The organism is Bacillus sp. AK128 (genome assembly GCF_053903075.1).
Genome location: NZ_CP096379.1, coordinates 539,157 through 564,070, shown reverse-complemented (window position 1 = coordinate 564,070; position 24,914 = coordinate 539,157). Strand labels below are relative to the sequence as shown.

21 protein-coding genes and 4 pseudogenes are annotated in these 24,914 nt (G+C 33.7%); all 25 read right to left on the bottom strand.

The genetic code is table 11. The features are described from left to right. Positions 1-45 precede the first annotated feature (45 nt). Complete coding sequence (locus tag M1D60_RS02460) at positions 46-1,530, bottom strand: glycosyltransferase (RefSeq protein WP_456277642.1); 1,485 nt, start codon at positions 1,528-1,530, stop codon at positions 46-48. A gap of 409 nt (positions 1,531-1,939) precedes the next feature. After that, positions 1,940-2,093: pseudogene (locus M1D60_RS02455) on the bottom strand (DapH/DapD/GlmU-related protein); the annotation flags it as partial. Positions 2,094-2,483: 390 nt separating this feature from the next. Beyond that, positions 2,484-2,702 (bottom strand): annotated as a pseudogene (locus M1D60_RS02450) (hypothetical protein); the annotation flags it as partial. Between the two features lie 24 nt (positions 2,703-2,726). Further along, entirely contained in the window at positions 2,727-4,937 is a 2,211-nt protein-coding gene (locus tag M1D60_RS02445; RefSeq protein WP_456277641.1) for a tetratricopeptide repeat protein, read from the bottom strand. A gap of 133 nt (positions 4,938-5,070) precedes the next feature. Beyond that, a complete protein-coding gene (locus tag M1D60_RS02440) occupies positions 5,071-6,159 on the bottom strand; it encodes a methyltransferase domain-containing protein (protein WP_456277640.1) in 1,089 nt (362 codons plus the stop codon). 104 nt (positions 6,160-6,263) lie between these two features. Continuing rightward, positions 6,264-6,950, bottom strand: a complete 687-nt coding sequence (locus M1D60_RS02435) for an acylneuraminate cytidylyltransferase family protein (RefSeq protein WP_456277639.1) — start codon at positions 6,948-6,950, stop codon at positions 6,264-6,266. Beyond that, positions 6,947-8,368, bottom strand: a complete 1,422-nt coding sequence (locus M1D60_RS02430) for an aminotransferase class I/II-fold pyridoxal phosphate-dependent enzyme (protein ID WP_456277638.1) — start codon at positions 8,366-8,368, stop codon at positions 6,947-6,949. The genes M1D60_RS02435 and M1D60_RS02430 overlap by 4 nt, the downstream gene beginning before the upstream one ends. Before the next feature lie 20 nt (positions 8,369-8,388). Then, positions 8,389-9,246 (bottom strand): sugar phosphate isomerase/epimerase family protein, encoded by an 858-nt coding sequence (locus tag M1D60_RS02425; RefSeq protein WP_456277637.1) that lies wholly within the window; start codon positions 9,244-9,246, stop codon positions 8,389-8,391. A 4-nt stretch (positions 9,247-9,250) separates the two neighbouring features. Then, on the bottom strand, positions 9,251-9,889 hold the full coding sequence (locus M1D60_RS02420) for a NeuD/PglB/VioB family sugar acetyltransferase (RefSeq protein WP_456277636.1): 639 nt from the start codon (positions 9,887-9,889) through the stop codon (positions 9,251-9,253). Between the two features lie 6 nt (positions 9,890-9,895). Then, a complete protein-coding gene (neuB, locus tag M1D60_RS02415) occupies positions 9,896-10,969 on the bottom strand; it encodes an N-acetylneuraminate synthase (RefSeq protein WP_456277635.1) in 1,074 nt (357 codons plus the stop codon). A gap of 15 nt (positions 10,970-10,984) precedes the next feature. Beyond that, complete coding sequence (locus M1D60_RS02410; protein WP_456277634.1) at positions 10,985-13,894, bottom strand: motility associated factor glycosyltransferase family protein; 2,910 nt, start codon at positions 13,892-13,894, stop codon at positions 10,985-10,987. A 21-nt stretch (positions 13,895-13,915) separates the two neighbouring features. After that, positions 13,916-14,917, bottom strand: a complete 1,002-nt coding sequence (locus tag M1D60_RS02405; RefSeq protein WP_456279333.1) for a polysaccharide biosynthesis protein — start codon at positions 14,915-14,917, stop codon at positions 13,916-13,918. A 31-nt stretch (positions 14,918-14,948) separates the two neighbouring features. After that, positions 14,949-15,503, bottom strand: a complete 555-nt coding sequence (locus M1D60_RS02400; protein ID WP_456277633.1) for a hypothetical protein — start codon at positions 15,501-15,503, stop codon at positions 14,949-14,951. Positions 15,504-15,673: 170 nt separating this feature from the next. Continuing rightward, positions 15,674-15,919 (bottom strand): annotated as a pseudogene (locus M1D60_RS02395) (flagellin); the annotation flags it as partial. A 708-nt stretch (positions 15,920-16,627) separates the two neighbouring features. Then, a pseudogene (locus tag M1D60_RS02390) lies at positions 16,628-16,984 on the bottom strand (flagellin N-terminal helical domain-containing protein); the annotation flags it as partial. 163 nt (positions 16,985-17,147) lie between these two features. Beyond that, positions 17,148-18,764 carry a flagellinolysin gene (locus M1D60_RS02385; protein ID WP_456277632.1) on the bottom strand — a complete coding sequence of 539 codons (1,617 nt, stop codon included), beginning with the start codon at positions 18,762-18,764 and terminating at the stop codon, positions 17,148-17,150. A 96-nt stretch (positions 18,765-18,860) separates the two neighbouring features. Continuing rightward, a complete protein-coding gene (gene csrA / locus M1D60_RS02380) occupies positions 18,861-19,082 on the bottom strand; it encodes a carbon storage regulator CsrA (RefSeq protein ID WP_456277631.1) in 222 nt (73 codons plus the stop codon). A gap of 2 nt (positions 19,083-19,084) precedes the next feature. Then, entirely contained in the window at positions 19,085-19,534 is a 450-nt protein-coding gene (gene fliW / locus M1D60_RS02375) for a flagellar assembly protein FliW (RefSeq protein WP_456277630.1), read from the bottom strand. Between the two features lie 17 nt (positions 19,535-19,551). Then, complete coding sequence (locus M1D60_RS02370) at positions 19,552-20,130, bottom strand: DUF6470 family protein (RefSeq protein ID WP_456277629.1); 579 nt, start codon at positions 20,128-20,130, stop codon at positions 19,552-19,554. Between the two features lie 51 nt (positions 20,131-20,181). After that, complete coding sequence (gene flgL, locus M1D60_RS02365; protein WP_456277628.1) at positions 20,182-21,297, bottom strand: flagellar hook-associated protein FlgL; 1,116 nt, start codon at positions 21,295-21,297, stop codon at positions 20,182-20,184. Positions 21,298-21,308: 11 nt separating this feature from the next. Then, complete coding sequence (flgK, locus tag M1D60_RS02360) at positions 21,309-22,919, bottom strand: flagellar hook-associated protein FlgK (protein WP_456277627.1); 1,611 nt, start codon at positions 22,917-22,919, stop codon at positions 21,309-21,311. Between the two features lie 16 nt (positions 22,920-22,935). After that, the gene (locus M1D60_RS02355; protein WP_456277626.1) at positions 22,936-23,439 is read right to left on the bottom strand and encodes a flagellar protein FlgN; all 504 of its coding nucleotides are present in this window, start codon (positions 23,437-23,439) and stop codon (positions 22,936-22,938) included. A gap of 58 nt (positions 23,440-23,497) precedes the next feature. Next, positions 23,498-23,761 (bottom strand): flagellar biosynthesis anti-sigma factor FlgM, encoded by a 264-nt coding sequence (gene flgM, locus M1D60_RS02350; RefSeq protein ID WP_456277625.1) that lies wholly within the window; start codon positions 23,759-23,761, stop codon positions 23,498-23,500. A gap of 92 nt (positions 23,762-23,853) precedes the next feature. Next, positions 23,854-24,249, bottom strand: a complete 396-nt coding sequence (locus tag M1D60_RS02345; protein ID WP_456277624.1) for a TIGR03826 family flagellar region protein — start codon at positions 24,247-24,249, stop codon at positions 23,854-23,856. An 87-nt stretch (positions 24,250-24,336) separates the two neighbouring features. Next, a complete protein-coding gene (locus M1D60_RS02340) occupies positions 24,337-24,876 on the bottom strand; it encodes a ComF family protein (protein WP_456277623.1) in 540 nt (179 codons plus the stop codon). Positions 24,877-24,914: the final 38 nt, after the last annotated feature.

Sequence of the window (24,914 nt, the reverse complement as noted above, 5' to 3'; positions counted from 1 at the left end):
GATTTATCTAAAGAAAATAATATAAACTAAAAAATTTTTACTTAATCATAGTATTCCAATTAAATAATCCTCAACTATTTCTAATCCCTTTTCTTCCAGTTGCTCGGCTATTTCTTTATACCAAAGGGAGGCAATAATGATAAATTCTCCTCGATAGTCATCTATAGCTTTAATTGGTATATCGTCAACTTTTACATTTAGTTTACTTTTATCATTGTCATAAAAAGAAGCAATTTTAAACCCCTTTGCTTGTAATATTGTCTTAATCTTTTGCCCATACTCACCTGCTCCGAAAATTGATATTTGGATTCTTTTTAATTTTTCTGTTCGTTCGTCTTTATGAAAGGGATAAAAAAAACCTTCATCCATCCTTGACTTTAAGTATCTTGAGAAGGGGTCTATTTTATCTTTTGTAAGTTTATCTAGTATATTTTTATCTTCCAAAGGTCTTGCTTTAACTTTCTTTTCTTGAATCACTTTTTCATATAAATTTTTATATGAAGTAGCTATTAATATGCTATCAAACCTTTGCTCTACTCTTTTTCTGGAAGCTACACCCATCATTAAAGCTTTTTCTTTATCTTCTAATATATAATTTATCCCTTCTAGTAAATCCTCTGCTTTATAGGGTTCTGCTAAATATCCAGTCTGTTTATGAATTATTAAGTCTTTGGGTCCAGTAGCATTAAAGGCGATAACTGGGGTTCCACTTGACATAGCCTCTAGTATAGTCTTTCCAAAGGCTTCTTCAATTGAGGGTGCAATAAATACATCCGAAGCTGAATAAACTTTAGCAAGTAATAAATCATTATTTACCCTACCAACATTTTTATAATCAACAGAGAAGTCAAATTTTTCTTCCTCATCGGATCCAAAGATTATTAAAAAAAAGTCTTCGGGATTATTAATATTTTTAATTGATTCTTCTAAATATTTAAAACCTTTCCTTTCATCCGATGAGGAATTTACTGCCCCAAATAACAAAACTTTCTTATCTAAAGGTATTCCAAGTGCTTCCTTTGATAGTTGCTTGTCTTGGGGTATAAATACATTCCTATTATCAATACAGTTAGGTATCATACTAATTTCAAAATTAGAAAATAAATAGCTTTTCTCCGCATAATCTTTTAACCAATTACTAATTGCAACAGGGTATATATTTTCTGAATAGGATAGCTTTTTTCTTGTAATCACCCATTTTGAAACATCCTCTATTTCTTTACTTTGGAGAAAATCACACTTGCCGCACCCATTCATAAATTTCATGCAACCAATTGAATAATGGCAGCCTCCTGTAAACGGCCACATATCTCTCATAGTCCAAATAATTGGCTTAGAGATCTTACTTAATATTTCGATACTCAAAAGGTAATTATTAATCCAGTGTAAATGAACTATATCAAAGTCATTAATTAGTTTAAGGATATCTTCATCAAATATCCCCTTACCCAAACTGAAAATATAATTGGAACGATTATTATATTTTGATAAAAGGAAGTCATCAAAATATCTAGAAAATGACTCTTCCATATTATGATTAATTCCTTTTGTAAAGCAATGGATATCCTTGATTTTTAAGCTGTTTTCATTTATATAAAAGATTGAATCTACGCCAATTTCTTTGAGGATTGAATGTAAAAAGAATGCTCCTCTTGCTGCACCACCACTAATATCCCCACTTGTTAGATGTAGTACTCTCATGTTAACACCTATCTTTTAGTAATATTTTGTTAGTCCTTTATCACAAACAACTACCACACAACTTATTAATCTAAATATTAGTCAGGAATTGTTAAATTAAATTAAAAATGCTTAAAGAATCTATCCGGATCTCTTAATAATTCAATGTTCCTTTTTATTTTTACTATACTCCAATTCCACCATTTAATAGAGTTCAGTTTGCTTATTTCTTCTTGAGTAAACCGATATTTTATTACTCTTGCAGGTATACCTCCTACAATTGCGTAATCAGGTACATCTTTTGTTACAACAGCACCAGCAGCGATAATTGCTCCATTCCCTATCTTTACTGAGGGCAGAATCACTACATTTGTTCCTATCCAAACATCATTACCAATTATAATATCTCCATTCTTATAGTAAGTAGCCATATCAAGTGAATCTTCTAATGATAAAACTCCAGTAACTCCTTCTTTTCCAATCACCATGTCTTCGTGAGAATACGCTATTGGATGTGTTGTAATGAAATCAACAGGATGGTTTAATTCTCCAATAACTACATTATCATTGATGGAGCAAAATGAACCTACTTTCTTTAATAATGAACCTGGATAACAATGTTTTTTAAATCCATAACTATATCTTCCTACTTCGACGCCATTAATAATTTCTTTCTTTGATCTATTGTTTGGAGCTTTACCTTGATATAAAAAAGTGTTAATGAAATGTTGGTTTTCTTTAAATCCCATTTCCATCAATTGACTACTAATTTCTTTATAGTAAGAACTGGCAACTAGTATAAGAAGTTCACTTGTATTTTCATTAAGTAATTCTACCGGGGGTTTTATAGGTACACCTCGATGAAAACTCCCCCATTTATCAAGATTATTATCAACAAAGTATTCAATTCTCTTAGAAATAAGGGTTAGTGATAATAGGGTGTGTCTATTTGCATTACCAGTTCCAAATACAACAATTTTCTTTTCATTTGAATATTCCTCAATTCTGTTAGCCAGTATCATGAGTCTCGAAAAGTCCAACATACTTTATTCTCCTTGCGGTTTATGATTACCAATACTGAAATTTTCAATGTATTCTCTTGCTTTTGTATGATTATTTTGAGTATAGGTAAGGCAAAGTTGAAAACATTTTTTTGCCTCAATTATATTAGATTTATATAGAGATACTTCTCCAAGATGAAAATAAGCCGAAACTAACTTCTCCTCATAATGGGTTACTGATATACTACCTTTAAAATGAATACTATGATATTTTTGAATAAATTTATTCAGGTAAGAATTTGCTAAATCATATTTTTGTAGAGACTTGTAAGTTCTACCAAGATAAAATATTACATCCAAGCTATGATCCAGTGTTAAAAATATATCTAAAAGACCCTCAAAGTCCTGTGAACTAAACATCCTTTGGCATATTAATTTAACTAAGGAAGGATCTTTTCTTAGCACCTTAATTAGTAGGTATCTTGCCTTGTAGTAAATATTAGTCTCTTTATACATACGTATTATTCTTTCTAACTCTTTTAAATGATAAAATCCAATAGCTTCATCGGCTTCTAACGATTTTAAATAGTTTTTATAAAAATAATAAGCTTTTTGAGAAGCTCCCATTTTTTCCAAAGATTTTCCCACGTAATTACTAACAATCGGGTCACTAACATCCGAGAAGTTATCTATAATAAACTTATATTTCTCATCAATATATAGAATCTGAACATACTTACTTCTTATATATTTCTCATTACATTTAACTATTTCTTTCTTAAGTAAAGTATTTAATAAAGAATCGAGGATTGGTTCAATATTATCTTTAAAGATTTCGGTTTGTTTATTATTGAATTTGGTGAAGCTACATTGTTGATTAATTGCTTTTATAAGCTCTTGAGAAGTAAAGGCTTTGATTATCCATCCTGATTTAAATTGAACAGGATAACTTAACACGCCATCTTCATGTAAAACTACTGAACGAACCCCTAACATTTCTGCTTCCACTATACATGTTGAAAAGGCAGTTATATGAACATTCATATGGCGTAAAACCGCCATTAGTGGATATTCAGTAGACTTTTGCCACTCTATTTTTCCTATTTCAATAAATGGCGATAACCTGTTTAATAGACTTTCTGTCTCAGAGTAATATTTGTCTAACATTTGTGGATGTAACCTTATAAACCATTTCCAATCACTTGGTGAATTTTCTATTACGTTTATGACCCATTCTGGTAAATTCTGATCCCAATCCCTGAGTCCATAAAGTGGCTGTAAAGTAATCAATATATTCATCTGATACTCTGATGAGCTAGTTACACTTTTTAATTTTTTATCGTATAATGAAATAATAGGGTTTAAGTTTTCATTCTTCTCTTTCCACAAATTAACCCAAGGATTTCCTCCAACTATTACCTTGTGGTTTAAGATATTATGGCTCCAATTTTCAATAACATTTTTTTCATAACCACCCCAACACCAAAAATAAGTTGGTAACAATTCAAATCCATTCTTAGGAACTGCAGACCATTGCCCATAGGCAACATGCAGGTCTCCCTGAAGTCCATGCTGAATGTCAATTGAAGGTATACCATATTCCTTACACGCTAGGGTAAAGGCCATTCCTATTTCACTGTAATAACAAACCATTAAACCGAGTTTGGGATTTACTTTAGAGAAAATAAGCTTAAAATAATCTGCTAATTCTCGAATCCGATTAACTCTATTAAGAAGAGTTTGTATATCTAAATCAAAATCTGCTCTTTCTTTCATAAATTTAAAAAATTCTTCGTGTAACTCTATAGAGCTATCTGTGTCAGATATTGGATAAGTAATATTCTCAAGTATGTAATTTATATGATGTTGAATAGATAGTGATTCAGTATGAGCTGGTTCTCTTAATTTATTGTCTTCTTTTATCTCTAAAACCAGAGAACCATATCCAAGCTCAGAACACTTGTCGATTATAGGGTCACAAATTCGATCATACCATATGTTATCAACCTTTATTTTCACTAGGTTAGTTGTAAGAAAAATAACGTCTTGTTGATTTATCAAGTTATCAATATCAATTTTATTTTGTTGGTAACTCTTTGCGGGATTCACAGAACCGCTATTCCTATTTGTATAAAATGAGTAGCTAATTAATATACGAAGTATTGGCCAAATAAGGAAGCCTCTTGATTTCCAACTATGAACTGGAAATTTCTCTTCAATCTCACTAATCAGCCTAAAAATTTCTATACGTGTCAATGTTCATCACCTATCCTACATCTGTTGCATGTAATTCTCCAGGTCTCTACTATTCCTAGTTCATAAAAGAATGCAATTCTTACTTTGTAGAAGATAAAGCTATAACTTTCAACTTTTCCTAGTGTTAATATTATTATTTAATTGCTTCAACATATAAAGAAATCTTAGGATGAGTATTATCAAAGTATTTGGTATTTCGCAATACAGGAGATTTACTTTGACCATATCCAGAAAGATAAACTTCTTGAAATCCGGCTTGTTTAATGTACTTTATTAACTTATTGGCATTCCACCAGTTGATGTGGTTTCCTGGATATTTACTTTGTAGTTCAATTGAGCATTTTGATATACAATAATCTAAAGCCTCATCAAAAGGCATGGTATTAAATAATTCCTCTAATTCTTCATCAGAAATTTTTTCTGTTTCCTTATCTGAATGTAAAACAGATGTCTGGCTTGCAAAATGATGTAAGAATATTTGATGGATAGATACTTGATTCATAGGAATAGCTATTTGTGCTCTTTCCATATTCTCCTTAACACTATAGGTATCTATCCAAAAATAATAGTCCCTATCACTTCTTTTAAAAGCACTATAATCCAATTCAATGTTTGGAGTTGTGGCTCTAAAAATTCCACCTTTTTTTAATACTCTAAATGCTTCATTAAATAAATTTTGTGCACTTGCATTTGGAATATGCTCAATTGTATGACTTGTATATACTACATGAGCTGACGAATCCTCAACATCAAGTTTCTTGTTTTCCAATAAATTCCACTGAATATCAATTTCGTTTTTAGAATACCACTCGGAAGAATAATCAACATTAGTCCAGTTTTTATGCTTAAAAGTTCCAGCACCTATATTAAAGAACTGCTTTTTTTCTATAGCATTTTTATCAAAAAGCTTACTATACAATGAGAGATCCTTACAATCGTCATTATCATCAGTAAAATTAATTTCCATTCTTACATAGTTCCTAATATTCATTTTGAAAAGTTGCTTAGATATCTCATTTGCATAACTACTTGTAATAATTATTTTTTCAAATTCAACTTCTTTTAATTTTGATGGGGGAATTACTTTAATTCCATTAATTTCAGTCCCCCATTTACTAGAATCATTATCGCAAAAGTATAATACATCGCTCTTTTCATCTAAATACTGAAGCGCATGAATACCAAATTTTGATGCTCCAAATAATATTATTCTCTCTGTCAAGACAACAACACTCTCCTAAAAATTCTTATTAAGAATCGGATTTATACATATCAAAAAATTATCTTCTATCTGTTCCTAAAATCCCCAAAATTCGACGCATACACTTATATATTATTTTCTATTAAGAATTTTACAATTTTCAAATCCATTTCAGTGTCAATATCATAGGAGCGTTCCCTCGGCATTTCGTAGGCAATTGTATCGTCAGTCAGAAATGTTTCATATTCTAATAAAAACTCCTTAGAAGCAATATAAACAGCCCCATTAAGTTCATAAGTCTTGGGGGCATCTTGTCTTCTATTAACAGTTTCTCCTTCTAGTATTGGCCTCAAACGATTATCAGATGTAACTTTATAAATCCAATGTGGGGGTTTATGAGCCTCAACCACAGAAACACAACTCTCACCTTCTTTATTTATAAAATACTCAATACAACCATCGATATCTTCAACTGTCCTTAAAGGAGATGTGGGTTGTAACATCATCACATAGTCGTAAGAGGGGAGTTCCATAATAGCATGTAAAATAGGAGAGACTCCTGGAGTGTCATCTCTTGCTAACTCAGTTGGTCTAGTAAATGGTACCTCGCAGCCATATTTTGCAGCAACCTGAATTATTTCTGAATCTTCAGAAGATAATATTAGTCTATCTATATACTTAGATTTCTTTGCTTCCTCAATCGTCCAAGCTAATAGTGGCTTATCTGAAATTATCGATAAATTTTTTCTTAATATTCCCTTGGAACCACCTCTAGCTGGGACTATTGCCAAAATTTTTCTGTTATTAATCATTTAGTCACCTGTAGTTTATCTAATATTTTCTTTAAACGAATTATATCCTGTTCTTTTAAGTGTATATAAGTTGGAAAATTTATCCCTTGTCTCGAGATTATTTGGCTATTTTTGTTAGAGTAAGTATATTGTTTATAAATATCCATATGAGATAAAGGGTAGAAAAATGGTCTTGAATCAAAGCCTTCCTGTTTAAGTTTTTCCAAAATAAAATCTCTTTTATCGCCAAAAATCAAGGCACTTACTAGCCATGTTATTTTTTTTCGATCAGGAAGACAATTTTGAAATTCTACCAGTTCTAAATTTTTCATTGTTTCACGATACATTTTTTCTATTTTTTCGCGCTTTCCAATGATAGCATCAATCCGCTCTAATTGTGCTACACCTAAAGAGGCTTGTAGGTTCGTCATTCTGTAATTATATCCAACCTCTTCATGCCAATATTTTCTATCCTTACTCATTCCATGGTCTCTTAGTAAGCGTAGTTTTTCGCTTAATTCGGAGCAATTAGTTACACACATCCCCCCTTCGCCTGTAGTGATAACTTTGTTTGCAAAGAAGGAAAAGCATCCAATATTTCCAAATGATCCTACTTTTTTGCCCTTATAAAGGGCTCCATGAGCCTCTGCACAATCTTCAACAACGAAGATACCATATTTAGTAGCTATCTTCATGATAGAATCCATATCACATGGTTGACCATACAAGTGAACTGGAATAATGGCTTTTGTCCTTGGAGTGATAGCTTTTTCTATTTCTATAGGGTCAATGCACCAACTATTAACTTCTATATCCACGATAACTGGTGTAGCACCAGCGTGTAGAATAGCATTTATCGTAGCAGCAAAAGTCAAATCTGGAACAATTACCTCATCACCTTCCTTAATACCTAACGCTTTTAAAGCAAGATGTAGAGCTACTGTTCCATTTGAAACTGCGATCCCGTATGAGACATTGCAAAAAGATGCAAAGGACTCTTCAAAAGCATTTATATATTTTCCACTGCTTGAAATCCAAGTTGATAAAAATGCGTCAGTTAAATATTTCAATTCATTTCCCGTTAAATCTGGAAATGAAACAGGTATATTTATCTCATTCCTATACTCAAAAAAATCTACAATTTGATTATTTTCATTCACAATAGGAATAACTTTTATTTTACTATTAAGTTTTGACATCATTTCTTCATAGCTTTCTTGTTGGCTAGCGAAAATAAATTCTGTACCAATAACATCTGTAAGCTTTGTTTCGAGGTTATTTCCTTTTAGTAACAGTCTTCGTATATCACCATCAGTTACAACCCCGAGCAGCTGTTTCTGCTCATTTACAATAAAGGCAATACCCTTTGCATTATTATTTATAACCAGAAGTGCTTCTAATAATGAACTTTTGTAATCACATATCATTTTTTCAAGCATATTATCCGCCCCATATTTTACTAGTAATCTAATATACCCTTAATTCTATTTAAAGAATATATAATTTGGTCGATTTCATTTTTCATTGATTCTAGTACTATTTTTGTAGCAGGTCCAAACCGCCTAATAAGTTTTAATTCATGATCTGTTGGAGGTAAATGCTGATCATTTGTTCCATCATTATGATGAACGTGCACCTGGTAAATATGTTTGGAAAATTCATCAATAAAATTTGTTATTTTTTCTCCTTCATAAACAGATGTTGTAACATTATAATGTCCAATATCTAACAAAATACCGAAGTTACTGTCATTAATTTCTTTCAGTAATAAGCTAAATTCTTTTTGTTTTGTCATTAGTAAGTAAGGGTATTTTGAAGGATGCCCTCCTGAATTTTCAATTGCAAAGCAAATTCCCTTTTCTTTAGCATACCTATTAATTTCACGACAAGAATTAATGAGCTTCTCAAATGCTTCTAGATACATGGATTCAGAAATAGTTATCTTATCAAATGAAAAGCCTTCAAAAAACTCTATTCGATTAGGATTAGTAATCATACCTGCATGTATAGAATAAATGGGACTTCCTATTTCTTTACACAAATCGATTGCCCTTTTCGCATGCTTGATAGATTTAAAACGAATATCCTCATTAATTGAAGACAAATTTAGGGCAAAAGGATTCTCGTGTGGGGGGAAATAATTATGAACAAGAAATTCCATTTGTTTATTTTGCTTTATAATCTCTTCTATATTTGATTGGTATTTATGAGATGAACCCAGTTCCACAAATTTTATATTATTCTCTTTATACTTCGCTAATACAGTATCTAGTTGAAAAGGATTCTTTATTGCTGAAGTTGAAACATAAACATTCACATTATTACCCCCTATCTTTAATTATTCGCCCCGGTACCCCTACAACAGTTGTATAATCTGGGATATCATTAACGACTACAGACCCCGCACCAACTATGACATGACTTCCTATACTTACATTGTCTTTTACAACCGAACCAATACCGAGAAAAGTAGAGTCCCCAACATTTACCCTTCCCCCGACTTTAACTCCAGGTCCTATATGACAGTGCTTACCAATAACCGATTCATGCTCAATAATTGCTCCTGAATTTATAATGGTATTACAACCAATATGACTCATTGTACACAGAATAGCACCTGCTGAAATGACTACTCCATTATCTATAATGGTTGTATTGTCAATTATTGCTGTACGATGATAAGTCCCATAAATAGGTAATAATTGGTTGTCAATAATATAGTCAAAGCATTCTTTTCGTTTCTGATTGTCTCCTAATGCGAGAATAAAACCATGATCAACATACTGTCCACTTATCTCTTCAATGGATTTAGTAAGTATTGGTTTCCCATAAATGTGTTCATTTTCACTTTTTTTATACTTATCCACAAAAGCAACAACATTATATTTTTCGAATGAATTCTCAATTATTGAGTATACAGATCTGCCATGTCCCCCTGCGCCAACAATTAATATCTTCATAACTTTTTACAACGCATCTCTCTGAAGGTCAACAGCAGAAATAGTAATTGCTGCTCCTTCTAAAATATCCTCTTTGGCCTTCGTATCAATGATTTCTAATCCATATATAGCTGATAAACCAATTGCTGAACGCTTAGCTGTTAGCATCTCTTCTTTGATAGTTTGTCCTTTTTGAATACTAACTTTAGCAAATAGTTTCTTTTGTAGTTTCTCTTTTGTCTCAACTTCACTTTTGACACTTACTTTTTCACCATTTCCTAATGCAGATTCAACATAACGAATTTGCTGTATAAGTTCCTTTAACTCAATAGGATCTAGTGAGGCCCTATGATCAGGACCTTCCATTGTTTTATCTAAAGTAAAATGTTTTTCAATTACCTTTACCCCTAGCGGAACTGTAAATGGAGCAATCCCAATCCCTGGCGTATGATCTGAATACCCCGTTAAAACATTAAAGTCTTTACTAATTGTTTCAATAGCACGAATATTACAATCAGTAGGAAGGGCAGGATAATTTGCTGTACAATGCATTACAACGAGTTGTTCATTGCCTTGATACCTTATTACATTAATAGCTTTCTTCAATTCTTCATAAGAAGTCATGCCAGTAGATAAAATAATTGGCTTTTGGGTCTTGGCAACATTTCGTAAAAAAAGCAGATTTGTACAGTCAGTTGAGCTAATTTTATATGCCTGTACTCCTAAGGTTTCTAACAATTCAAAGCTATCTTCATCAAAGGGGGTGGATAAAAATAAAATTCCCTTTACTTCACAATATCGCTTAAGCTCTCTTTGATCTTCTGATGATAACTCAAGCTTTTTTAACATTTCAAATTGAGTTTCATTTTGATTCGTAGTAACAAGCTGATAATTTGCCTTTGGCGCATTATCCGTAATAAGGTTTTTTGTAATAAAAGATTGAAATTTCACTGCATTAGCACCAGCTTCGTAGGCTACGTCAACTAAACGTTTAGCTAAGCTCATATCTCCATTATGATTTACACCTGCCTCCGCAATTACAAATACCTTTGAATTCTGATCAATTAAATAATCTCCAAGATAAAATCCTAGCTTGGTCAATCTAATCCCCCCTTTTTACTTTAGTATTAATACTGGTCTAAAGCCCGTATGTGGACTTACATCAGTGGTGGTTCCTGGAGCCCACCTTGTTGCATCAATACCGTGCCATTTCCCATAAGCACGAATTTTTCCGCGAACAGGTTTCATTGAATTACCTAAATTAGCATTAGCCCAAGTCCCTGCTCTTACCCCCCAATTCCAAACATTCTTGTCGCTAGGAATAATACTTCCTTGTAAATTTGAACTAACAACATATTGATCCCACTCATTATGTTTATCATCTGAACTTCCTCCACCCGAGAGTAGCCTTAAGCATGCTTCTATCTTGACACCCTCATCATTAAATAATTCTAGTACTTTACCATTTTCACTTCCAAAACCACTATCTCTAAGAGTATTCCATGAAACATAATTTTGAATCACTCGATCAGCTATTAATTTATATCCCTCTATTTCATCATCAACACAAATAAAATAAAAGTCTCCATCTGGTTCTGGTGTCGATTCAATAGGCAAGAAATCCTTTGATTCCCAACCAATTTTAGTAAAAATCCCTGGGCTATTAAAAAATGCCTTGTAATTACACCGAATCCTTTTTCCAATTCCAAGCTCTTTTACACTTTCTACTTCACTCAAGTGGAAAAGACGGCCATCTTTATTAATCTCGACACCATTAAATATAAATAAATTATCATCAAGAAGCTCAATTTTTATAGTGTGTAACCGGTCTTTCAAACCCTTTCTCTCATATAGTACTTGGTGGAAATCTGAAACAAATTCATGTGAAAGTAAACTTCCACCAATTGTAAATTTGTCATTGTAACCATCTATTGTAACCCTTATACCACTTGATTTATTATTTGGTTTTGCACCAATAATCTTAAAGGATGTTCCTTTAAATCTAAATATAATGGTAGCGTTTTTTGATGTTGCTTCATGATATGTAAAAATTGCCTCAGACTCTATTTCAACTTGCTTATCAATTGTATACTCTTTATAAGACCATTCTTTTGAATAGGTAAAGGTTCCACATGAATGTGTATATAACTTCGAATGTCTATTAACATCTTTATTTTTTAAAGTCGGATGTAAAGCTCCTTTAATAATCGGAGTTAGTTCATTATATACTTGCCTACATACATGTAGATAAGACCCAAAACTTTGAATGATCTTCGCAGCTTTCACTTCACTTTCCTGTATTTCCTTTAATTTAACAGCATTTTTTTTAAGTATTTCTAAGTGAACACGAGTTACTGGGGACACATATATATTGTAAAAGTCGTTTTGTAATATTGAATTAAATATTTTATCAAATTTTACAAATAATGATTGTAGGCTGTTGATTTTCTTTTTTTCAATACCATTATCTAATTTCTTAAATACTTGAAATATATCTGCATATAGCTTGACAAACTCTTCCATTTCCTTTTCCATTTCAATTATCTTTTTTAAAGTATTATGAAAAATAGTCTCTTTAGTTGTTTTAAACCAATCTTTATCCACTACCTTTTGATTTAACCTTTCGTTTATAATTTGTTGGAGGGATATAAAGGTTGTCCCAGTAATTACTGCTCCCCCTTTTGTTGTGTTTATAACCTCAAGAAACGGATATGCTTCAATATATTTCTCCATTAATAAACGCATTTGGTTAAAAGATGGATTAGTTTGTACCTTACCTCCATGAACATCACTAACATGAAAGCCACCCATTAAATCACTCTGTTGAACCTCAGCACTTTTTCCATCATCCCTAGGAATTTCTTTCGAATAAAACAGATTATCACGAAACGAAAAATTTTGTCCTACAAGAATAACAGGGTTTGCTCTCATTTTAGCAAGCATCTGTAAAGTAACAATGGCAATTGAATATGCGTCATCAACTACCAATGAGTAATCCATTTCTTCACCCTGATAATATGGTGTTATTTTATCTTGGCTTGTAATAACATGAAGTTTAGGACCTTTATACTTTTTTATCGTTTCATACCCAACACTTGAGCCATAGATCATCGGAATACTGTCTACAAATTCATCAATTAAAGAATGGTAAACAACAAAATTTTTTTCTTGTGGATCATATGTACAAAGTGCGTCGGGCATAATGTCGTTTGTAAGAAGTGCTTTATTGGCAGAACCAACAGCAAAGATATAAGCAAGGCCCTGCTTACTTATATTTTTAAGGTTATCCATTTCTTCATGTAATGATGGTCCTGCTGACACAATAAGCACAGGCTTATTTTCAAAAAACTTCCTCTTATCTTTTAATAAGTTTGGAGTCGTCAGGTTTGAGGACAAATTCATTAAACTATTTAAAGTCCAACGCATTGAAAATGCGAGTTCTGCAGCGAAGTTCATTTTTTGACGTTGAACTGTCTCTTTAAATGCATGAGTAAACCAGTGATACTTATCATTATAGATTCTTTCATAACTTGGTAAAACAACCAATAGTACGTTCTCTTGTATATTCTCAGAGAATTCAATTAAAAATTGATAACCTTTATCCTTTTGATTTCCTACAAAAAGTCCTTTTAAACGTTCGAGTGGTAATTCTAATATCTCTCTTTGATCCATAAAATTTTTAAAAATTAATGGTGAAGGTTCATATATAGTATATTGTTTCTTTGGATATTTTTTTGTTAGTAGCTCAATATGGTAACCAAGACCAATTCCATAAAAAAAAATATGGTCATAGCTGTTTAATTCTGCTTCATAGGAAGCCAAAATACGTTCAGCTTCTTTTAAAGGATCATACTTACTATGGATATATACTTGTTTACCATCAACAAGTGATTGAAGTGTCTTCATGCCATTTTTCGCTTCAACAACATTAATTTGGGGTTCGCTATCATTATGGTTATAATTACTTAATTCAACCAATAATTTGGGATTATATAAATTCAGAAATTCACTATTACTTTTTAACATGTGTACCTCCGGAATACCGTCTTAGATTAACCTTTCACTGAGCACCCAATCTCGTAATGTTTCTTTATTAATAACTTCCTTTTCAGTTGGTTTTGGAAGGCTTGTTCCAATTCTTATTGAATTAGAATAGGAGCTTTTTTTAACTCCAAATGAAGGAGGAATGATATACATCGTATCAGTTTCAATCGCAATACGTGACTCATCCTCCGTCATTAACTCCTCATATGACTTTTCACCTGGTCTAGTACCTATTTCTCTTATACTGACAGGTTTATAAATCAAATATTTTTTCTTAACTTCTTCAATAATAATCTCAACCAAATCCTTAAGTCTGATAATAGGCATTTTTAACACAAAGACCTCTCCACCATAAGCCTGTTCATTAGCCCTTAATATTAAAGAAATAGCTTGTGTTGGGGTCATCATATACCTGAGCATATTTTCATCAGTTACCGTTACTTCACCTTTCTCCATTATTTGATTTTTAAAAAGTGGTACGACAGAACCCCTACTTCCCATCACATTACCAAACCTAACTGCAGAGAAAATTGTCTGTTTAGGTCCCTTTTGATATTGGGTAGCTGCAATAAGTCTTTCAGCAGTTAATTTAGTTGCACCATATGTATTGGTTGGTGATATAGCTTTATCTGAACTCGTAAATAACACTCTTTTTACATTTGTAGCTAATGCTGCTTGTATGACATTTTGAGTTCCGATAACGTTAGTTTTTACAGCCTCAAAGGGATTATATTCACATGCGGGGACATGTTTAAGAGCTGCAAGATGAAACACATAGTCTATATCTTCCATTGCCCTAGTTAACCTTTGTTCATCACGTATATCACCTAACAAGAATCTTATATTATCATACTCTCCGAATTTTCCTTGAAGCTCGAATTGCTTGTATTCATCACGACTATAAATTCTTATCACTTTGGGCTTATGGTCTAGTAATTCCTGTAATAGATATTGTCCAATTGTTCCCGTTCCACCAATTATTAAAATTTTTCTTTGAAAGTACATGCTGTTCATTTATTTATCACTTCAATCTGAATTAAATTTTATCAATATTTTTTATATAATCTTTTAAAGAATCCTTCAATTCAACTAAGTTCTCCATAAGCTCATATTGAATAAGATCAGCTAATAAAATAGTATCTTCATTTTCCATAGCTTCTAATATGCTTGATAAGATTCCTAATAGGGATGTATTTGGCATCAAGAAAGTATTCGCATCATTATCCTCTATCAGCTCCTCAATACCATTTAAAGCCGATATAATCCATTGTAGAGCCTCAACAAACACAGAAAATTTGTTCCAAGTTTGCTGAGAAGAACCAATATATAGTTCTTCAACTAAGGCTTCAACTTCTGGAATGGCTTCATCAATGTAATCTATGATTGATTGAATTGTCCCAGATATTAGTTGTTCCTTCGTTTGTGTAACCACTACAATCTCATGAATTTCTTGGATATTTCCCTCTATCTGTTCTTCAAATTGATCATAAATCTCTTTTCCGTTTATCAAAAGATGATCAATAAAAATTCTCCTATCATTTAAATATTCATTAATTCTTCCAAAGATAGTATGTATATTCTTAGTTTCCAACTGCATAGTCTCATTTTCTATTCTTATTATCATATTGATAACCTCCGGTATAGCTAACTAATTTTAGTATCGACAAAATCCTACAATTTTAAAGGTCATTATTTAGATTTCTTGACTGTAATTAAAAAAAGTACTACCTCAAATGAAGTAGCACTTTTAAAAGTTATTTATTATCCTAGTAACTGTAGTACTGATTGTGGCTTTTGGTTAGCTTGAGCTAACATTGATTGAGAAGCTTGAGCTAAGATGTTAGTCTTAGTGAACTTCATCATTTCAGCAGCCATGTCTACGTCACGGATACGAGATTCAGCAGCTTGTAGGTTTTCAGCTGATGTACCTAGGTTGTTAATTGTGTGATCTAAACGGTTTTGGAATGCACCAAGCTTAGAACGCTCAGCAGAAACTGTTTCAATCGCATTGTTGATTGCAGTAATTGCTGCAGAAGCTTTTTCGTGAGTTGTTACATCTAGAGCTTTTTCAACTGTAGTGTTGTTTGTTCCAGTTGTTACAGTGTTAGAGCCTGTGAAACCAACACCTGAACCAGTAGTTGAAATTCCTAGAGATTGTGCACGCATGTCATTGATATCGATAGACATACTTTGGTTTTGGTTTGCACCAATTTGCATCTTTAATGATTGAACAGCTGTTCCAGAAACCCCGGCAGTTGCAACTGTCATACCAGTAGCACTAGTAGTATCAACTTGATTTGAGTTAACATTTACAGCTAAACCTGACGCATTTTCTTGACCAAACTTTTGCACGAAGCGAATGTTTCCATCAGAAGAAATTTGAACATCATACTTTTCAGCAACAGCTGTGTTGTTCTTTAAAGCTTCTACTAAAGAATCTGCATCATGGAAAGTAGCACCAGTAGCAGCAGTTGGGTTAGAAGAAGTACCAGAGACAAATTGGAAAGATGCAATTGAAGTTCCGTCTGTACCAAGAACCTCAAAGTCTTCACCATTTGCAAGGGCTTGAGTACCAATGTTAATTCCAGCTGCACTTGCAGTACCAGAGAATGTAAGGTCATAAGTACCACGAACTGCACTTACATTTTCACCAACATTACCATTTAACACTTTCTTTGTGTTGAACTCAGTAGTGTTACCGATACGGTTGATTTCAGAAGTTAATTGGTTGATTTCTTTTTGGATTTCGTTACGGTCCGCTGCAGTGTTAGTATCATTTGCTGATTGGTCAGCTAGCTCACGCATACGTTGTAGGATTGAGTGAGTTTCGTTTAATGCACCTTCAGCAGTTTGGATTAAAGAGATACCATCTTGTGCGTTACGAGTTGCTTGGTTTAAACCTTTGATTTGCGCACGCATTTTTTCAGAGATCGCTAGACCAGCTGCATCGTCTCCAGCACGGTTAATACGAAGACCTGAAGATAACTTTTCCATAGAAGCAGCATTTTGCTTATTATTGAATCCTAATTGACGGTACGTGTTTAAAGCAGGTACGTTATTATTGATAATCATTAGTGTTTCCTCCTTGAGTTTTATATCCACATCCATGTGGTTAATTTTTGTGAGCTAAGAGGTAGAAAAGTCGGCCGCCTTTATACCTCCTGTCCCTTACATTAAATATATCGACATGCTTTTAAATCTTTTAATAGTTTTTTAGAATTTATTTTTTAAAAATTTATCCTAATAGCTGTAAAACTGTCTGTGGCTTTTGATTAGCCTGTGCTAGCATACTTTGAGATGCTTGTTGGAGAATATTGTTCTTTGTAAACTTCAACATTTCTGAAGCCAAATCAACATCACGAATTCTTGATTCAGAGGCTTGAAGGTTTTCAAAATTAATTTCATTTGCTGAAATAGCGTGGTCTAATCTATTCTGTAATGCACCTAAATAAGAACGTTTCGCTGATACCGTTTCAATTGCTGAGTTAAACGAACTAATTGCTTGTTCTGCACCTGCCACTACATCCGTTTGATCAATACCTAATGATTCACTAGTCGAACTTGAGAATAATAGAGTCATCGCTTGTCCTGAATTAGCACCAAGTTGGAAGGTTAAGCCTTTATAATCGGCTTCTCCGTTCGGCCAAATTATATTAAAATTTTTTAAAGGATTATCCTCGTAATTCTCTGTATCTCCAACAACAGACTGCGCCGTTTTTTCAGCTCCACCATCAGCATCTAATCCACCTATCGCACCTGTATCATCATTGTCTAGATTCATTTCGGTTTCAATGAAGTTTGCTCCGTTGGTATTAAAGTCCGCTTCAAAACCAGTAAGACTTGCAAATGATGTACGATTTGAGATTGCTTGATCAAATGTAGAACCATTTTTTAAGTCTTCCAATACACCTTTAATTCCACCTGATGCATTCTCATGTAAATACCTTGTTGCCGCATATGCAACAGAGTAGTATTCAGCACTTGGGCCCGCTTCGTCTATACTATTACCTAGCGCATGACTTGTTAGTAAAGCACTTGTACTTCCTTCATTTTGTATATCAGCTTTAAGTCGTTCATCCGCACCATGGATAAATTCAGCTGTACCTTCTATAAACCAATAAGGGAGACCAGAGAAACCAATATCACTTGCCATGACCGAATGGACCATTTCATGGGCAATTACACGGTCATACAGGATACCTCCAGCATTATCTTTTGTAGAAGGAGTAAAGTCTGCCATATCTATTTTTATGACAGTATTATTTGCTTGTGCTAAAACATTATCTGGCCCATCTGTATATGTTAAGTCAAGCGTGATGCTTTCTCCGTTACCTTTTAAACCATATAAATCCTCAATCATTTTTTCACTCTCACGAAGCCAAGACTTTTTCAAGCCAGCAATAACCTTTTCTTGGTCAGTGGTACCCTCATAAGAATCCTTGTTGAGTAACTTTATCGTATTGAATTCAGTATTATTCGCAATTCGATCCACTTCATCTACAATTTGGTCTATCTCATTTTGAACTGATTTACGGTCAGTTGCTGTTAATGAGCCATTAGCAGCTTGTACAGATAACTCTCTCCCTCTCTGAATTAAAGCATGAACCTCTGACAATCCACCTTCTGCTGTTTGAATGAGTGAAATAGAGTCCTGGGCATTCCTATTGGCTTGCTGTAAACCTCTAATTTGCCCTCTCATTTTCTCTGAAATGGCTAACCCAGCTGCATCGTCTCCAGCTCTATTAATTCTTAAACCAGAAGAAAGTTTCTCCATAGAATGAGCAACATTCTTATTATTTTGGAAGTTAAAACGATAGGCATTCATAGCTGAAATATTGTTATTAATAATCATGTTTTCACCTCCCAACTAAACAGTAAAAAAGACACAGTGATTATCACTGCATCTTTTATATCGGCCAAAGAAACTAACTGCTTTACTATTATATAGTTATATTTTTTTAGACAATATCTTTAATAAATTGACCTGTGTCTGAGCTGCCCTATTATTTTCTTCTTGGATAGATAGGTATACCTCTTTCCGATGGATATCAATATGTTTCGGAGCATTGATCCCAAGCTTCACTTGTTCTCCATCGATAGATAGAACGGTTAGTTCAATATCATTACCTATTTGAATGGACTGATTAAGCTTTCTTGTAAGTACTAACACATCTAGCCCTCCTGACCTACCTTGAGGGATTTTTGTGCAATTAAGTGTTTGGTATGGTACTCTTTATGGGCCAAGACTACCTGTTTTCCCAAGTGCCTATTATTATTTATGACAATAGGGGCTTGCAAGTTAGCCGTTGTGTCTTCAAATGGCTCTTTTAAAGTTAGTATTGAATAAACTTCAACTTCATCCCTATTCTCAATTTGGAGTTGCTCTTTTGTCGAATCAATTAATTCGAATTCATAGTCAGGAAAAAACAAAAATGGGTTTGCAATTAGAAATCCTAAGTCCGGTGTTTCTACGGATTGTAAGATTGAGAAAGCACCCATATCCTTAAGTTGTAAGATTATAAACTTTTTTTCTTCTAAGAATCCGGGAATTCCAGTTTCAAATTGGATAAATGAATTATCCTCTACTTCAATTTCACCATGATATTTTGTTTGAAGCTTCATACTGACTCACCACTCTTCTAATATTTCTTATCTATATGATTCCCAATATATTCAATATCAATAAACGGCTCTTGCTTTAAATAAGTATCAATCTCCCAACGATTATATTTAAACTGAGGCGGATTCGTTTTGGAATCTATTTGAACTTTATTTGGTTCAATATTTATATCTACCTTAGTTGGTTCAATATTGATTTTAACCGCAAAATGTGAAGAAGGAAGATACCCCAATCCAGCCTGTTTTATATTTGGTTGAGAATTCTGTTTAGCTATTCTCGGTATCGCATTTCCTCCATTTTCAATTTTCATCATTTGATTTCCCTCTCGCGCAATCCTCGCTACACCTTCATACCATTGTCCCTTTGCTTTAGAAACAAATTGCTCGGTTCTTTCAAACACGTCCATAATTCCTACATCTTTAAAAGCCTGAGACTGATCGATTTCAAGTTGACCAGGTGTAGTTTTGATTTGAAAGTTACCTTCCTTTACATCTATTCTTAAATCTGCCTCACGTTGACGAATTTCAGTATTTGGCCTCGAGTGGTTCATTCCAATCTGAGCATTATTTATGTGATACCGGAGCGACGGAATGTTCATACGATTCTCCTTTCAAACTATGTAAAGAAAAAAGCCATCTATAGATAGCTTTTAACGTAGGAAGTCCATTAGACTAGGTTGTATGATTCTAGCTCCAGCTGCCAATGCTGCACGGTGGACTGTTTCCTGCTGTGTTAGGTTTATAATTACCCTCTCTGTATCAATGTCTTCATTATCAGACATAATTTTCTTTGCAATTACCTCGTGTTCGTCCACGCGTTCCTCGATCATCTCTGCACGGTTAAAACGAGCACCTAATTCAGAACGTTCGCGAACAATACCTTCTATACGGTTATCAAGCTTTGTTAAATAATCATCAATACTTTCACCATTATTGGCCGTTTTAAGTTCGTTTATCAAGTCAGTAACATCTTTAAATAATCCTGTGGAAAAAACTCGACTTGGGTTAACATTTACACCTAACTTAATACCTTTCATAACCTCGACTTGGACAGTATTATTATTTATAGCTACTCCATTATTATGATTGATAACGTATTGTTCAGAATTTAGTGTGATATCTGAAAAACCTGTAGTTCCATTATTATATTTAACTTGATTAGCATCTGTTACGGTAATTGTTTCTGTCCCATTCTTGTAAACTAAATCTGTTCCATTGGTGGAATCATATGAAAAATGGACTTCTTCTCCATTCACTTTTGTAAACATTATATTATGTTTTGAAGGGTCAGCTACTAGTTCTGAAACTGGTAGATCAAATTTAGTTAAATCTACTGGCTTATTCGTTGTATTCGTACCATTAAAAAGAAACTTATTATTAACCTTCGTATTAGCCAATCCTTCAATATGCTCTAACACCTGCTTAATTTCAGATGCAATACTCTCACGTTGAGTCTTTTCATACGTGTCATTTGAAGCTTGAACTGTTAATTCACGAATTCTTTGCATCGATAGAGTAACCTTATCAAGTGTCGTATCCGAATTCTCCATCCAGTTATAAACTTCACTTAGGTTCCGTTGGAATTGTTCGACCTCTGCTACTTCTGAGCGGTATCTCATCCCCTTCATCGCAACTACCGGGTCATCGGAAGGACGATTAATCTTTTTGCCGGATACCAACTGTTCCTGTATTTTACCTAGCTTTTCATACCCTTGACTAATATAGCGAAGATTAGTATTTGCTAGCATATTTTGAGTTACACGCATTTTAATTCACCCTACCTTCCGACAAGACCCATGCCGTTAATAATTTTATCAAGTATTTCATCAACAGCTGTTATATTTCTTGCTGCCGCATTATAGGCATGCTGGAACTTAATCATATTTGTCATTTCTTCATCCAAGGAAACATTACTTACAGAATCACGATTATATTGAACCGTATCTCTAAGTGTAGTAGCGTTATTTTTCATTCTGTTTGATTCAATACCATTTACACCCATTCGACCAATGATCTCTTGATAAAAACCTTGAAGAGATTTCGTTTCTCCACCAGTAGTCGAAGGATTAGTGTAACTTAGTGGCAAATCTTTTACTTCAGCAAGTTTATAGGCATTTGTACCATCACCAGCATTACCATCAAAAGAGGCTGCGATAAAGTCAGTATCTGATTGAATCTCATTTGAAACAGCTATGGTTTTAGAAGCACCTTGCCAATCATTTGCTGGAGCACCAGGAATTGTTAAAGTGAAAAAACCAAAGTTATCTAACGTGCCAGGATTAGAGATTTCTTTAAGACTTTCTCCCGCTGCATGTTGAGCATTAAAAGCCACTGCAAATGTATAAGCCATCTTATCTAAACTATCTAGCATTTCAGGGTACTCCCCCTTTACAAATGCCCCATTCTGATAGCCATACATTTCAACTAATGCATTTATTTTACCGTTAATTCCTGAAGTTTTATTTACGAATTCCGATGCACTATATGAATGAACAGTATCTCCTGCTTCATCTAAAAAGCTTATAGAGCTGACCGGGCTATCGGACACAGTAGGATCCTGGTAATTTGCTTTAATAGAAAGATTAGTATAGGCTTGACCATCAACAAGCTTTACAGGACCATTAGCTAGGCCACCTTGAGGGTCTGCTAAATAAATATTAAGCTTCCCTTCAGCAAGCCCATTAGCCATCCCTCCACTTGGAACCTTCTCCATGCGAACATTCACTAGTTGTGAAAGTTGGTCTACTAATCTATCACGTTCATCATATAAATCATTGGGAAGATAACCATGTGGTTCAATCTGCCCAATTTGCTTATTTATTCCATTAATTTGACGAAGTAATGTATTAACTTCATCCTCTGATGTACCTATTTCTTTTTGTAGATCCTTACGAATCGTATCTAATGAATTATGATAATATTGAAATGTTTCTGTTACAGAAATGGCTCTCTGTCTAACAACCGAACGTGCCCCGGAATCTTCAGGCTGAACTGCAAGATCTTGAAGTGATGACCAAAAACGGTCAAGTGTTGCAGCTAATCCGTCCTCTGAAGGCTCGTTTAAGATATCTTCCATTTGTTGAATTCCATTACTTCGATTATCCCAATATCCTAGTTTATTATTTTCTGAACGATATTGAGAATCAAGAAATTGGTCCCGCACTCTCTGAATCGATCCAGCTTTTACCCCAGTTCCAATTTGTCCCGGAATCATAGGACTATTTGTAGAAGGTGCCGGATATGATTCAGTTTGTTCAAAGTTTACACGCTGACGTGAATATCCAGGTGTATTCGCATTTGAAATGTTATGCCCCGTCACATATAAGGCTTGCTGCTGTGTTGTCATTCCTCTTCTAGCAGTTTCTAAGCCATGAAATGTTGAAACCATTTGATATCCCCCGTTTCTATGCTTTAGAGTCAAACATTGAACGCTTCACATGACTAGTTTGACCAGCTTGTCCTTTTTGATTTGAGTTATGATAATTCATTGATTCTTTTCTAGGCATTAATAAATCAATGGAGTAATTTACAAATTGTAGAGATGAAAAGATAAGCTCTTGGTTCAACTGATTTACCCTTTTCAATTCATGAAGTTGATGAGATAATTTCTGTCTTATTTCAAGTAGTGCATGTTGATTAGAAGAATCACACAAGGGAATCACATCAGACAACGTAGGCTCTTCACCCTCAAATTGATGACCACTAGCCAACTTTAGGACAAAGGTTTTTCTTTCTTCCTCTAATTGATTAAGTGCCATTATATGTTTATTTTCGTTTTGAATAACAGAGGTAAGAGAGTCAACATCTCCACTTTTAATGATCTCTGTTTTATTCAAAGCAATCTTATATAAGCTTTCATGAAGTTTTAGTATTTTTTCTAAGCAGTGAATTAACTTTTCAGAAGTCATGAGATCTCTTTACCTCCTTTACATTAAAAAATTAGGAATGGAAAAATCCAAAACCTAATTAATTTCTAGAATAGTATTGAAGTACACTCTTAGCAACTGCTTCCGCATCTACCTGGTAAACACCAGCTTCAACCTGTTGTTTTAACGCTTGAACCTTGTCTAGGCGTTCAGTTGCTACTTTAGAAGTGACCTGCATTTCCTTTGCAGCTGTTGATATCTCAACTTTATCAGCTCTGGTTGCTAACTTTTCACTATTTTGTAACTTGGCTACATTTTTCTTATATGGGTTAACATTTAGATTATTAATGTTATTTATTTTCACAATACGCACTCCTTCTCAATCCGATAAGGGTTTAATACTTATAGTATCGGATGAAAAGGTAAAAAGTTTACATATTTAGTGTAAATTTTTTCTTATCTTCTTAAGAAAGTAGCTGATTTCTCTCTTTTTAATCTTTCTTCCTCATCCTGAAGCTTTTTTAGATCAGTTTGAATTCCCTTCGCACAACTGTCACAAACTCGCCCCTGTCGAATAATCGTTTTACACTTTTCACAAGGATAGCCAAGATTCGGAAATTGAGCAAGTTTCAGTTTCCCCATTCTAATCCATTTAATTACTAACGTTTCTTCCACTTCTGTTGCTTCCGAAACCTCAACAAGGGTAGCCGTTCTGTTTTCCTTCTTGCGGATAAAATCATATACCTTATTAAATAAATCTTGTTCTTCCTTATAGCATGCAGGACATACATCCTGAACTGGAGTTGAAACAAAAAGCTTATCACATTGAGGACAATTTGCTAATTCTCCCATAATTACACCATTCCTTTTTTCGCTTTCTATGTTATCTATTATATCGACAAAGTTCGTCATACTTAAAGTGCAAAGTTTTGGAATGTTTTAGCTTCGGATGAGTGTTAAGGAGGAAATCTTGGAAGCACCGTTTTGGATTAATACTTTTGCGGCATGCCTGAGGGTTATACCTGTGGTGTAAATGTCGTCAATTAGGAGGATTTGCTTATCTCGTACATCTATCTCTGGAGTGAAAATAAATGGATTCTCACTAGAAAGACGGTCTTTTCGATTTTTCTTACTTTGCTTAATGTCATCTCTTTTTATTAAGAGCTCCTCAATTTCACAGCCTAACAATGTAGCTAATGCTTCTGCCTGATTAAATCCTCTTTCATTTAACCGTTCTGAACTTAATGGTATATAGCTTACAATATCTATAGAAGCATACTCTCTCTTATACTTCCTTTTCAAATCGGCACCAAAAATAGTAACTAGCTCATAATCTCCTCTAAACTTAAACTGATTTAAGATTGCTTTCATTCCTTCGTTATACTGATAAATGGACCGGTTCTTAACAGGATTCTCTCGCCAGTACACATCCTTATTCCAACGAACACAATCAGGGCACATTTCTTCAAATTGCCCCATTCTCCCACAACCCTCACAAATAGGCCTTTCTATCCTCT